This is a genomic window from Variovorax sp. HJSM1_2 (genome assembly GCF_049316285.1).
Taxonomy (GTDB): Bacteria; Pseudomonadota; Gammaproteobacteria; order Burkholderiales; family Burkholderiaceae_C; genus Rhodoferax_B.
In genome coordinates this window covers 152,910-166,388 of the sequence record NZ_JBMOXA010000012.1, presented here as the reverse complement: position 1 = coordinate 166,388, position 13,479 = coordinate 152,910, and the positions used below count along the sequence as shown (strand labels likewise).

Below are 13,479 nucleotides of genomic sequence, written 5' to 3'. Positions count from 1 at the left end.
GCCGACGGCAGCCGCCGGCAAACCACCTATTGTCCGTGCTGCGGGGGTGGCTTGATCGAGTGCTTTTGTTTTAAAAAGATTTTGATAGCTGCCTGCGTTCATCCCTTATGCGTCAGCGGCCGATTTCACGCATAAAAAAAGACCAGGCGCCGGGGTGCGCCATGGTCTTGTGTGGGGAGCCAAATGCGGTTAGCAGGCGCTAGTCTGCGTAAGCCCAGAGGTCTAGCAACTGCGTGCCGTTGTCCGCCACCATGCGGAACTTGGCGGGCGTGTAGTCCGCATCCAGTGTGGCTACACCGGTGCTCGTGGCGGGCAGCGTGCCGCAGCCCGAAGTGTTCAGGCTCAGCTTGAAGGTGTTGGGCAAAGTGCCTGCAGCCAAGCTGCCGGACAACTTGCAGCTGGATGTGCCCGCCGTGATGTTGCCGTTGGCATCCAGCGTAAAGCTGGCCGCCATGCCACTGGCCACCTGCGCGGCATAAGGCCCCGCCAGCGAGGCCAGGGTGGCGCTGTTGCCGGTTAGTGCCGTGCTGCGCAGCAGCGCCACGGTCACCGGTCCCGTCGCGGCGGGTACGGCCAGCCATTCAGCCGTGCCCGTCTTGCGGTAGAGCTGGGTCGCGCGGTCGGTGCTGTCGGCCAAGACCAGCAGGCGGCTGCCATCAGCGGCGGCGTAGTATTTGCCAATGGTGGGCGCGCTTTCGCTGCCCACGGCCACCACATAGCTGCCGGTGGCGAGGTTGTCCACCGCCACCTGTGAGCTGGATGCGCTGTCGCCATTGCTTCCGCCGCCGCAGGCCGTCAACACCACGGCCGCACAGGCCGCAGCACAAAATGCAAACGTTTTAGTCATGCCGCGCACCTCACTGCGCAAACAGTTCGCGCAGGCGCAACTGCAGCCACTGCTGTGCGGCGGGGCGGTGTTCAAAACCCACTTGCATGGCGGTCACCGCCACCTTGGTCTTGTAGACGATGGATTCGTCTTCGGCCTGCTCCGCCGTGGCCGTGCCGGAGCCGGCACCCGCGCCCAAGCCGTAAGGCACGGTGTTGTTGAACTTCAGGTTGTAGGCCTGGTAGCTGCCAAAGCGCGAGAAGGCGAACTTCATCGCGGTGGTAGGGGCGTTTGGAAAGTTCACATTCAGCGCCACACCTGTGGGCAGCAGTGCGCCCGTGCCGGCCTTGGCCTGCAGCGACTTCACCAGGTTCAGCGTGAGTTGTGCCACCACGGCCGAATACGGGTTGGCCAGGTTGGTGTTGTCGGTGGTGTCCGAGCCAGCGCTCAAGGCGATGGTCGGCAGGCCGCGTGCAGCCGCGAACTGTGCATTGCCCACGGTGCCCGAGCTGTTGACGATGTTGCCTAGGTTCTGCCCTTCGTTCGGCCCCGACAACACCAGGTCTGGCGCCTTGCCCCAGCGCGCTTGCGCCACCACGTCCAGGCCATACATCGTGGCCATCACGGGTGTGCCGTGCACATAGTAGTAGTCGCCGCCGGTGTAGCCGGCCTTGGTGAACTTGCCCACCGCGGGCGCGCCGGTGGGAGCTGCGCCGTTGTGGCAGCCGCCTTCGGCTTCGATCTGCGTTTTGTCGTTGTCCGGCACGATGGTGTTGGTGCTGTACATCACGATGCCGGCACCGCGGCCGCTTTGGCCGGTGCAGGGTACGGACACGATGACGTCATGGCCCGCGGCCTTCAGTGCTTCGTACAAGGCTTTGGTGTTGCTGGTCAGGCCGTCGTCGTTGGAGACCACGATGTTCAGCGCGAAAGCGGGGGCGGCCAGGCACAGCAAAGCTGCGCCAGCAAGAGCGTGACGTTGGAGAGTTGTTTTCATTTTTTTGCCGTCTGTCTCGGCGTTCAGAATCAAGATCAAGAGAGGGATGCGACACCACGCACCCCGCGCATCTTGTGAACACATGGGGCCTGGATAGCGGCGCATTCTGAAGCTGTCACATGACATATTTGTGAAAGCTGTGCGACGGCGTCTAAGCTGGCGCTGCAAGTCCGGCAAACCAAGCGCTGCCGACCACGGCCAAGGGCCGCACCAATCCGTCCGTGCTCAGGCCAGCTTGTGCCTGGTCTTCAGCAGGCCCAGGCCCAGCGCAATGAAGGTGCCGCCAACGATGCGGTTGAACAGTTTCACGTGGGCCAACACATGGCTCTTGACCAGCGAGATCAGCAGCACATAAAAGGCGTGTGAAATCAGCGCGCAGATGGCGAAGGTGCTGGTCAGCAACAGGTACTGCGTGAAAAGGGGAACCTGGGGCACGATGAACTGTGGGAACAGTGCCGAGAAGAACAGAATGGATTTGGGGTTCGTCAGCGACACCCCCAGCCCCTGGGCCACCAATTGCCAGTTCTTGCGTTCACGGCGTTGCATGGGCGCCAGACCCGCATCGCTGCTGATCAATGCGTCCTTGCTGCGCCAGCGCTTCAAGCCCAGCCAGATCAGGTACATCGCGCCCACCACCTTCATCAGCAGAAACGCATTCGCCGACATCGCCAGGATGGCGCCCATGCCAATCATCGCCAAGCCCGACACAACGAAGATGCCCGCCGAGCTGCCGGCCGAACTGAAGGCCGTGCGTTTGGCGCCTACGTCCATTGAATTCGACACCGCCAGCAGCACCGCCGGGCCAGGAGTGAAACACATCAGCAGCGAGACGCCGCAGAAAAGAAGCCAGTGGGTCAGGGTCATGGTTGTAGGGGTTCAGTTGCTGTGGACGGTGGGCAAGGGCCATTTTCGTTGAAGCTGGGTTGTCTTGTTTCAATGCTTGGCTGCATCGGCTGGCCCCATGGCTGGGCACAATGGGCCTTTTGTGTGTGCCTGCGCCAAGCTTGTTCGACGCAGCCACTCAGCGCAAAGGAGTGGAACCCGCATGACCGAGCCAGAAGCCGCTGCCAAACCACTGTCACCGCCGCAGGCGCCCCGGCCGGCCATAGGCCTGGGCCATGCGGCGCGCGACCTGTATCGCGCCCTGTGGCGCCATGCGTTGGGTGTGCGGGGCCAGTTGCTGGCTGCCGCCGGCCTGTTGTCGGCTGCGCAACTGCTGCGCCTGAGCATGCCCTGGCTCGCAGCCCAGGCCATCAACGCGCTGCAGCAGGACCAGCTGGCGGCAGCCGGCCGGTGGATCAGCTACCTCATAGGCATTTACCTGTTGTCGTGGCTGCTGCACGGACCGGGCCGCGTGCTCGAACGCAACGTGGGTGTGCGGGTACGCGAGCGCCTGGCCGACCAGCTTTATGCGCGCATCAGCTTCGCGCCGCTGGCCTGGCGCGACGGCAGGCATTCCGCTGAACTGCAGCACCGCGTGGTGCAGGCCAGCCGTGCGTTGTCCGACTTTGCGCAGAATCAGTTTGGCTATCTGCAGAGTGCGTTCAACTTCGTCGGCCCCATCGTGGCGCTGGCCTTGCTGTCGCACACCAGCGGTGCCATTGCGGTCACCGGCTACGTGCTCATCGCCGTCATCATCCTGCGTTTCGACCGCATCCTGATGCAGCTCGCGCGTGCAGAGAACGATGCCGAGCGCCGTTACGCCGCAGCTTTGCTCGACTTCGTGGGCAATGCCGGCACGGTGATAGGCCTGCGGCTGCAAGCCGCTTCGCGCAAGCTGCTGGGGCGGCGTATGGACGCGGTGATCGCCCCGCTGCGCCGCGCCGTCATGGTCAACGAAGGCAAGTGGTTTGCCGTCGACCTGATGGGCATGGGGCTCACCTGGATACTGGTGGTGGTGTATGTGCTGCAGTCGCGCCAGCCCGGGCAGGCGGTGCTGCTGGGCACGGTGTTCATGATCTACCAGTACGCGCAACAGGCTGCGGGTGTGGTCGGTGCCATGGCGTCGAACTTCCAGAGTTTTGCACGCATGCACACCGACTACAGCAGTGCCGAGCCGATCTGGCAGGCGCCCGGTGATGCCGATGCCGGCGTGACGGCGGTGCTGCCCGACGCGCCCTGGCATACGCTGCAATTGCGCGGCGTCAGCTGGCGTTATGCCGACGACGCGCGTGGCGGCCTGCAAGGGGTTGAGCTGCAACTGCGGCGTGGTGCACGTGTGGCGCTGATAGGCCCCAGCGGTGGTGGCAAAAGCACGCTGCTGCGCAGCCTGGCCGGCCTTTACCTGCCGCAACAGGGTGAACTATTGCGTGACGGTCTGGTGGTGGACTGGGCCGAGCTGCGCACCCTGGCCACCCTGATCCCGCAAGAGGCCGAGGTGTTTGAAGCCAGCGTGGAAGAAAACCTTACCTTCGGTGAACCGGCCGATGCGGCAGCCCTGCAGTCTGCGGTGTATGCGGGGGTGTTCGACGAGGTGCTGCAACGCCTGCCCCATGGCCTGGCGAGTGCACTCAATGAACGTGGTGGCAACCTCTCGGGCGGCCAGCGGCAGCGCCTGGCCCTGGCCCGTGGTGCGCTGGCGGCACGGGGCAGCTCGCTGCTGCTGCTCGATGAACCCACCAGCGCACTCGACCCGCAGGCCGAGGGCCTGGTGTTCGACCGCATCGTCAAAGCCTTTCCCTCCGCCTGTATCGTGGCCTCGGTGCACCGCCCCAGCCTGCTGGCGCGCTTCGACACGGTGGTGGTGGTCGAAGCCGGCCATGTGGTTGATGCGGGGCCGCGTGAAGAGGTGCTTGCGAGGCGTGCGCCCGAGATCGTCCCTACCTTCCAAGCTGCGCCTTGAGGGCGGTACAGGCTTCAGGTTTGCTGCAGCACCACGGCGCCGCCCAAGCGGCCATGGCAAGCCGGCAAGGCCCTGGAGCCGGTGGCCCATGGCCTGGCTGATTTTTTAGGCGGCCATGTAGAGGCCAAGCTTCTCGGCAAACTGATGTACACAAAATGAAGCAAATAGGTACACTTTGCTGCTCATAAACCAAGCGGCCGAAACCTTGACCACCAGTTACAACTTCTGGCTCGTTTCGTTATCGGTGGCCATCGCGGTCGTGGCGGCTTACGCCACGCTCGGCCTGGCCGGACGCTTGGCCTACAGCCGCGACAACTCCTGGCGCGGCTGGCTGGCCGGTGGCTCGCTGGCCATGGGTTTTGGCATCTGGGCCATGCACTTCGTCGGCATGCTGGCCTTGCGCGTGCCAATCGAGTTCAGCTACCAGGCGCTGTGGACCGGGCTGTCCATGCTGCCGGCAGCGCTGGGCTCGGCCGGCCTGCTGATGCTGATCCGCAAGGTGCCCAGGCCGCACGCCGGCCACATCCTGCTGGGCTCGGTGATCATGGGTTCGGGCATAGGCGCCATGCACTACAGCGGCATGCTGGCGATTGAACTGGCGCCGCCTATCCGTTTCGACTGGGGCATGGTGCTGGTGTCCGTGGGCGTGGCCGTGGGCCTGTCCATCGCCGGCGTCTGGCTGGCCTTCCGCCATGCACGCCAGGCCGGCTCGACCTGGACGCGCGCGCTGGGTGCGTTGGTCATGGGCTGCACCGTGGCGGCCATGCACTACACCGGCATGGCGGCGGCGCGTTTTGCCGACAACTGCATCAGTGTGCCCAGCGCCTGGGGCGTGCCGGGTACCGGCCTGGCGGCCGCGGTCAGCGTGTTGGCCTTTGTGGTGCTGGGCTTCACCATCCTGCTGACCGTGCTGGACGCACGCATGAGCGAGCGCAACTCCGAGCTCATGCGTGACCTCATGGTGGCCAAGGAGCAGGCCGAGCAGGCGGCGCAGGCCAAGAGCGATTTCCTGGCCAACATGAGCCACGAGATCCGCACACCCATGAACGCCATCATAGGCATGTCGCTGCTGGCGCTGCAGACCGACCTCACGCCGCGCCAGCGCAACTACGTGGAGAAGGCGCACCGCGCGGCCAAGGGCCTGCTCGGCATCATCAACGACATCCTGGATTTCTCGAAGATCGAGGCCGGCAAGCTGACCATAGAGCAGGTGCCGTTTCGCCTTGACCAGGTGCTGGCCGACCTGGCCAACCAGGTCGGCTTCAAGGCCGACGAGAAGGACCTGGAGCTGGTGTTCGACCTGCCCAGCGAGGTGCCGACCCTGCTGGTGGGTGATCCGCTGCGCCTGGGCCAGGTGCTGCTCAATCTGGTCAACAACGCCGTCAAGTTCACCGACCGCGGCGAGGTCACGGTGGGTGTGCGTGCGCTGCGCAGCGATAGCGGCCATGCCGAGCTGCAATTCCATGTGCGCGACACCGGCATAGGCATGACGGCCGCCCAGGTCGAGAAGGTGTTCGAGTCCTTCACGCAGGCCGACAGCTCCACGTCGCGCCGCTACGGCGGCACCGGCCTGGGTCTGGCCATCTCGCGCCATCTGGTCCAGCACATGGATGGGCGGATCTGGGCCGACAGCCAACCCGGCAAGGGCTCGTGTTTCCAGTTTGTACTGCCCTTTGTGCGCCAGAACGAGACCACCGAGCCGGCCGCGCCGCGCATGCCGCTGGCGCAGCAGATCGAGGGCCTGCGCGCGCTGGTGGTGGACGACAACGCCATGGCGCGCGACATCACGGCTGCACTGGCCTCCGAGATGGGTCTCAAGGTGGACACCGTGACCAGCGGCGAGGCGGCCGTGAAGGCCGCCGCCGAGGCGGCGCGCGGCGGCACGCCCTACGAGCTGCTGCTGGTGGACTGGAAGATGCCGGGCATCAGTGGCGTGGAAGCCTTGCGCCAGCTGCAGGAGCAAAAGGTCGACCATGCGCGCGCCAGCATCATGGTGACCGCCTATGCGCGCGAGGAGGTGATGGAGTCGGCCCGCTTGGCCGGCGTGTCGCTGCAGGCCGTGCTGACCAAGCCGGTCACGCCGTCCACGCTGCTGGAGACCATAGGCGAGGTGCTGGCGCCCCAGTCGGCGGCAGCGCCGACAGCGCCTACGCTGCTGCCGGGCGCGGCGGCGGCCGCGCTGGCCGGCGCGCGCGTGCTGCTGGTGGAAGACAACGCGCTCAACCAGGAGCTGGCGCTGGACCTGCTGGGCCAGGCCGGGCTGCACGTGGTTGTGGCCGAGCACGGCCGCCAGGCGCTGGATACGCTGGAGAGTGATGGCGACTTCGACGGCGTGCTGATGGACTGCCAGATGCCTGTGATGGACGGCTTCGAGGCCACGCGTGCGATCCGCGCCGAGGAGCGCTGGGCCAAGCTGCCGGTGCTGGCGATGACGGCCAACGCCATGGCCGGCGACCGCGAGCGTGTGCTGGCCGCTGGCATGAACGACCACATCACCAAGCCTATCGACGTGGACGAGATGTTTGTCACCATGGCGCGCTGGATCCGGCCCAAGCTGCGGCGCGCGGCGGCGGTGGCCAAGGCGGCCGCGCCGGTGCCGCTCAGCAACACCCTGGGCGCATTGCCCGGCATAGACGTGGCGGGCGGCCTGCGCCGCACCCAGAACAATGCCCAGTTGTACCGCCGCATGCTGGACAAGTTCGCCAGCAGCAACGCGGGTTTTTCGCAGGACTTCACGCAGGCGCTGGACGGCGGCGAGCTGACCCAGGCGGCGCGGCTGGCCCACACGCTGCGCGGCACGGCCGGTACCATCGGCGCCAACGGCGTCTGGGAGGCCGCCACCGAGCTGGAGCTGGCCTGCAACCAGGGGCGGGGCCGCGCGCAGCAGATGGCGGCGCTGGCGCGTGTGGGGCGCGAGCTGTCGCCGGTGCTCGCCGGCCTGGCCACGTTGCTGGCGCCGGTGGAAGCGCCGGGCGTGCCTGCGGCCAAGGTGGCGCCGGCGCTGGCCAAGGCCCAGCTGCTTGAGCTGGCGGGTCAGCTGCGTGCGCGGCTGCAGGAATCCGACCCCTATGCCCTGAACCTCGGTGAGGCGCTGCGCGCGGCCACCGCCGGCAGCACCGTACATGTGGTCCTGGAGGAGGTGATGCAGGCCGTGGGCGACTACCGTTTCGACGAGGCGCTGGATGCGCTGGACCGCTGGAGCGCCCACTACGCCAGCGCCTGACGGTTAACAGGCCGAATGGGCGCGCCAGGACCAGCCCGCGCCACGTGGCAAAACCGCCAGACTGCGATGTACCGCATAGCCAATGGTCAAGTTGAATTGATCCGCGCCGATAAACCATGAGGGCAGGTGCAGACCCTAGCGCCCTTGATGCCTTTTTTCCGATTCCGCTGGAGCCCCGTTGACACGTTCTTTAGACAACCACACGTTTTTCAAGCAAGCATGGACAGGTCTGGGCTTTTTTCTGGGTTTGACGCTGGGGCTAGGCATTCTTCAGTTGTACCTCGCTCACATACGCCTCAGCGAAGAGGAGAGCGGCCGCCTGCAGATACAGGCGAGTGTCCTGGCCGAAAACCTGGCGAGCCAGTTTGAAGGGGTGGACAACGCTCTGACCGACCTGGGGGACGCGCTGGTCGGCAACACCCCGGGTGCGGCGCCTCCTGCATCTTCCAGGCTCAAGGCCTTGGCAGAGGCCATGCCGGCGGTGCGTGGCATCGCTGTACTGGATGCGACCGGCACCGTCATCCTGAGTGATCAGGCCGCGCAACGTGGCAAGAATTTTCGCGACCTGGCCTACTTCGCGGTACCGCAGAAAGACCGCGACCTCAGCCGTATGTATGTGAGCCCGCCCTTCAGGTCTGCAGATGGGGTGTACTCGGTCAATCTGAGCAAGGCCGTTTTGGCCAACAACGGAAAGTTCGCCGGCGTCGTCACGGCCAGCCTCAATCCCAGATATTTTGAAACCCTGGCCAAGGCGGTGCTTTATGCCCCCGACATGCAGGCCAGCCTGGTGCACAGCGCGGGCCGCGTGTTTGTTGATGCGCGGCACGACGAAGTGGTGCTGGGCAGTGATCTGCATGACGGCAAGTCGCTGTTCAGCCAGCACGTGGCCAGTGGCCGGGAAGAGTCCACCTTCGAGGGCGCAACCGATGATGAACGCATGACGGTGCTGCGCACCGCAGCGCCGGTGCCGCTGCGCATGGACGCGCCGTTGGTGGTGCAGCTGAGCCGCAAGCCCTCGGCCATCTACGCGGGCTGGCAGGTTAATCGTTTGTTGGGTGTGGCGTTGTTTGTTCTGGTCGCGGTGGGCAGTGTGGCCGCCCTCTTTCTGGCGCAGCGAAGAGCCGAGACCGCCAGCCTGGGCGCCCAGGAGCGCGCGCGGCTGGAGCGCGAGAACGCTTTGCGCCTGGAGTTTGGTCTGGAGAGCGCCGGCCTGGGCCTGTGGGACCTGCGCCTGGATTTAAACGCCCTGACCGTGAACGACAGAGAGCTGGAAATGCTGGGCTACCGCTACGGCGAGGTGGAACTGTCTGTTGAGCACTGCCGAAGCCTGGTGCACCCCGACGATTTGAAGTCCGTCTATGTCGGTTTTCAGGGGCATCTGAAAACCAGCTTCAAGCCCTATCGCGTGATGCACCGCATGCTGCACAAAGACGGCCGGGTGATCTGGGTATTGGCGCACATCCTGGTGATGGAGGTCGACCAGCACGGCGCGCCGGTGCGCATACTGGGCACCCACCTGGACATCACCGAACGTATGCAGACCGATGCCGCATTGCGTGATTCAGAACAGCGCCTGGCGTTGGCCATGGAGACCGGCAATATGGGGCTGGTCGACTGGCACGTGACCACCGACGAGGTGTTGTTCAACGACCGTGCGTATGAGGTGTTGGGCCTGAAGCCTGGCGCGGTTGCGCTCAGCTTTCCGCAGTGGATTGCCTTGCGCCATCCCGATGATGTGGAACAGACGAATTTGGTGCTGCAGAAGATGCTCAAAGCAGAAGTGGCCACCGCCGATATCGAGTACCGAGTCTGTCACGCCGACGGGCATTACCTGTGGGTGCACCTGCGTGCCGAAGCCATTGAGCGCGGGCCGAAGAACGAGCCACTGCGCGTGATGGCGACCTTCAGGGACGTGGACGCACGCAAGGCCGCAGAGTTCGAGCTGAAGCGGGTCAACGAACAGCTGGAACTGCTCACCGTGACCGATGGCCTGACGGGTGTGGGCAACCGCCGCCTGTTTGACAAAACCCTGCACGACGAATGGCAGCGTTGCGCGCGGCAGGGTTTGCCGCTGGGCCTGTTGATGATAGACATTGACCACTTCAAGAAATACAACGACCACTACGGCCACCAGGGCGGCGACGCTGCGCTGGCCGGCGTCGCGCAGATCCTGAAGAAATGTGTCAAACGCTCGGGCGAACTGGTGGCGCGCTACGGCGGCGAAGAGTTCTCTCTGCTGCTGCCGGGCAGCGACGCAGCGGCTGCGGCCGTGGTGGCACAGCGTTGTGTGGCAGCGGTGCAAGCAGCACAAATCCCCCACGATGCATCACCGGTGTCGCCATGGGTGTCGCTCAGCATTGGTGTTGCAAGCTGGGTTCCAATTGCTGGTCTTTCGCCCGAGGACTTCCTGAAGGCAGCAGACGCCGCGCTGTACGAGGCTAAGGACGCGGGGCGTAATCGGTTTGAGGTGGCGAAGGATGTTGAAACTGTGGGATGAATGGGTGTTCATCGAGTTTGTGGTGCCGCGGGGCGCGTGGCGCAATTTGCTTGGACTGATTTGCAGCGATTGCGATCAGTGATCGTCGCCGCGCATACTCTCGCTTTCTGGCGGCAAGCGGTCGTTGGGTCCGACGACCAGCCGATGGTCCGGCTGGCTGCTTTACGAGGTACTGCAGTCGTAGAACTCTCACGAGGCGGTCCTCGCGTCGCCAGTGACCACTTCTCTACTATTCGGCCGCGCAGCCTCGACTCAAAGCGGTCGAAGATTTTTCACATTCGTGAGCTAGGAGGCCGACTTTCGGACGACTCGGTTGATAGGCGCGACTAGCTCGGAAACCCAGAGCGGGCAAAGCAAATAGCGTGGGAAGATCAATCAAGAAATTTTCGCTCCCAACCTATCTCGGGCGGCAATCACATAACTCAGTTCGGCGCCATCAATCTTCTGCTTTAGCTCGAAGTTCGCAGAGCGCACTGTGAGTCCGACGTTTGCGACCTCAACTGCAACGCCAGCCAGTAGAGCGGCGCTTCCAGCAATACCACTATCCGGAATATTGCCGAAAAGCCAAGCCATGATTCCACCCAGCCCTCCGGCTGCGATGTATTTCGAATTCAATACAGAACGCACGACTGAATTTTGAAGCTCAAACCCGTGCTTCTTGCGGATCGCTTCGAATTGGCGCAAGCGTGTCAGTAGATCGTCTTCAATGAACGTCGGACTCTTACCGCTATAGTTCTGTCTCACGAATTGGCGGAAGGCCCTGAACTTATCAACCGCATCGGTGTCCTTTCTGAATTCCATGATTTGTGCCCATGGGGTGGTCGATAAGTTAACCCAAGGAACATCAACCAGTGTCACCAACACATCGTTGGTATCCTTGTCTGCTTCACCAAGAAGGTCGAAGCCGAAGGCGCTTGCACTTGCCGACTTGAAATTAACAGAGAACAGAAAGTCTCTGAATGTACGTTCATGCGTATCCTCGAAATCTACGGGGAGCGGCGCATTTGAATTTACGAGTGACGCGATGCACGTATCTATTTCTTCGTCTTTTCCGGGGCGGCGATGGTAAAACTGATAGATGGGGTGACCGTCATATCCAACCATTTCCATTTTTTTTTCAATCAGTGATTCGTATCCTGACAAAAAGAGCGCTTCAAGAATGGAATGTTCGATATCCCGGAATCCAGTCAAACTCTCGGAATGCGCCAAAAACGGTGGAATCAGTTCGAAAGGAATGCCGGTTGAGTTTATTAATGGCGTAACGTATTTAAATAGCAATGCAGCCGACTTTGTTGTCTGATCCTCGACTCCGAAAGTCAGGGCGGTCGCCGTGATCTGCTGAGCCTTGTTTGCTTCATGGAACATATATTCCTCCTGGTGCATCGCTGACCTAGTTGGGTATCAAACTTTGACTGGCTCGTAATCTAATCTACTCCGTAGACCCAGTCTGGCTCAGTGTGCCGAACGAGACCAGCGGAGTGGTCATACTGACAAATGTGGCGGCGGATAACTTCCTAACAATCATTCAAAACTAAAGTTGAATTCAGGCGGATAGCTCTGTCAATACGCCATCGAACTGACGCGCCTTGTTAATGATCGTGATGGCAAACCGATATCGAGTAGTTACGCAGGCAAACAACCTAACCCCGCCGTCAGCGCGAGTTCGTCGAGCCAGCGTGATGGCTGAAGTGGTTCGGGTACAGCCGATGACCCAGGGCGCAAGAAGTCCCTCGTGAGCCACGACTCGGCGGGCAGCGGTCGACTGACCGGTGTTGGATGTGCTGCAGACGATCTAGACTGCAGCTGGCGATTGACCGCTTTGAGCGGCCGCCGCCATTCCCGGTGAGCGGCCCAATGTCTCAGACCAGCCTGCAGCAGCCATCCGCGCAAATCACTCCTCCCCCCGCACCCCCAACCCCTAAGGCAAGTTCTCTCTAAAAATCACCTGGCTGCGCGCCACTTCCACCCCCCCCAGCGGCTCCAGCCCATCGCGCACATTGGTGAAGATGCGCACACAGCTGGTCATCGCCGTTTGTGGGCTTTGGGTGATCACCGCGTCCATGCTGCCGCGTATCAGCAGCGCACGGGTGTCGGGCGAGAGGCCGTGGCCAACGAACACGACCTTGTGCTCCAGGCCGGCCTCTTCCAATGCACGGCCTACACCGTCTGATGCACCGCCGATGTTGTAGATGCCGGCCAGATCGGGGTGTTGTTCCAGCAGCACCTTCATCTGTTCGTAGTTCTTGCGTGCATCGTCGTGGCCTTCGCGCAGGCCGACCACTTCAATGCCCGGAAACTGCTCCTGGAACAGTTGCAGAAAACCGGCCTCGCGTTCCTCGTGTGCGCGGTAGCTCAGGCTGCCCGCAATCATGGCCACCTTGGCGGTGGTGTGGTTGGCGCGTGGGCCGATGAAGCGGCCTATGAGGTAGGCGGCGGTGCGGCCGGCGGCGCGGTTGTCCAGCCCCACATAGGCGGTGCGCAGGGTGTTGGAGATGTCGGAGATCAAGGTCACCGTGGGCACCTTGCGTTCGGCCAGGCTGTTCACCGCCTCACGCACCGCTGGGTGTTCCAGTGCCATGAAGGCCACACCATCGGCACGTTCGCCCGCGCGCAGCACGCTGCGCGCGAGTTCTTCGGGGTTGAAGCTTTCGATGTAGTCGACGTGGCAACGCACGTTGTAGGGCGCCCAGTGTTCGTGCAGATAACCCACGGTGTCGCCCATCATGCGGATGAAGCGGTTGGTGCCGGCGGGCAGCAAAAACGCCAAGCGCATGGGCTGCGGTGCCAGCGCGGCGTAGAGGTCGTTTTCGGGCAGGTACTTGAGTTCGGCGGCGGCCTTGAGCACACGCTCCACGGTGGCCGGGCGTACACCGGGGCGGCGGTTGAGCACGCGGTCCACGGTGGCGGTAGAGACGCCTGCAAGCCGCGCCACATCGGGCAACAGGGCGGCCTTGGTTGCAGCAAACGGCGCGGGTTTACCCGTATTCATACATCAAATTCCATCATTTTTAAGTTTGACATTAGCCGTATGAATCCATATTGTTCGGCATCTTGCAAGACGAAAAGCAGATAAACCAAGACAAATGATGCATCA

The 13,479-nt window shown here is 63.0% G+C and carries 8 protein-coding genes; 3 read left to right on the top strand and 5 right to left on the bottom strand.

Features of this window, described 5'->3' with window-relative positions; all coding sequences use genetic code 11:
* Positions 1-199: 199 nt before the first annotated feature.
* From ACFQ95_RS15395 to ACFQ95_RS15385, 3 genes are all read right to left on the bottom strand, one after another.
* On the bottom strand, positions 200-847 hold the full coding sequence (locus tag ACFQ95_RS15395) for a hypothetical protein (RefSeq protein WP_422832357.1): 648 nt from the start codon (positions 845-847) through the stop codon (positions 200-202).
* Positions 848-857: 10 nt separating this feature from the next.
* Positions 858-1,823 (bottom strand): 5'/3'-nucleotidase SurE, encoded by a 966-nt coding sequence (locus ACFQ95_RS15390; RefSeq protein WP_422832356.1) that lies wholly within the window; start codon positions 1,821-1,823, stop codon positions 858-860.
* Positions 1,824-2,048: 225 nt separating this feature from the next.
* Entirely contained in the window at positions 2,049-2,687 is a 639-nt protein-coding gene (locus ACFQ95_RS15385; protein ID WP_422832355.1) for a LysE family translocator, read from the bottom strand.
* A gap of 181 nt (positions 2,688-2,868) precedes the next feature.
* Here ACFQ95_RS15385 and ACFQ95_RS15380 point away from each other — a divergent pair, with 181 nt between their 5' ends.
* From ACFQ95_RS15380 to ACFQ95_RS15370, 3 genes are all read left to right on the top strand, one after another.
* The gene (locus ACFQ95_RS15380; RefSeq protein WP_422832353.1) at positions 2,869-4,665 is read left to right on the top strand and encodes an ATP-binding cassette domain-containing protein; all 1,797 of its coding nucleotides are present in this window, start codon (positions 2,869-2,871) and stop codon (positions 4,663-4,665) included.
* 175 nt (positions 4,666-4,840) lie between these two features.
* Positions 4,841-7,888, top strand: coding sequence for a response regulator (locus ACFQ95_RS15375; RefSeq protein WP_422832351.1), 3,048 nt, complete (start codon positions 4,841-4,843; stop codon positions 7,886-7,888).
* 178 nt (positions 7,889-8,066) lie between these two features.
* A complete protein-coding gene (locus ACFQ95_RS15370; RefSeq protein WP_422832349.1) occupies positions 8,067-10,385 on the top strand; it encodes a diguanylate cyclase domain-containing protein in 2,319 nt (772 codons plus the stop codon).
* A gap of 375 nt (positions 10,386-10,760) precedes the next feature.
* Here the strand turns inward: ACFQ95_RS15370 and ACFQ95_RS15365 are convergent, their stop codons facing one another.
* Entirely contained in the window at positions 10,761-11,750 is a 990-nt protein-coding gene (locus ACFQ95_RS15365; protein WP_422832348.1) for a hypothetical protein, read from the bottom strand.
* Between the two features lie 553 nt (positions 11,751-12,303).
* Positions 12,304-13,374 carry a LacI family DNA-binding transcriptional regulator gene (locus ACFQ95_RS15360; RefSeq protein ID WP_422832347.1) on the bottom strand — a complete coding sequence of 357 codons (1,071 nt, stop codon included), beginning with the start codon at positions 13,372-13,374 and terminating at the stop codon, positions 12,304-12,306.
* Between the last annotated feature and the right edge of the window lie 105 nt (positions 13,375-13,479).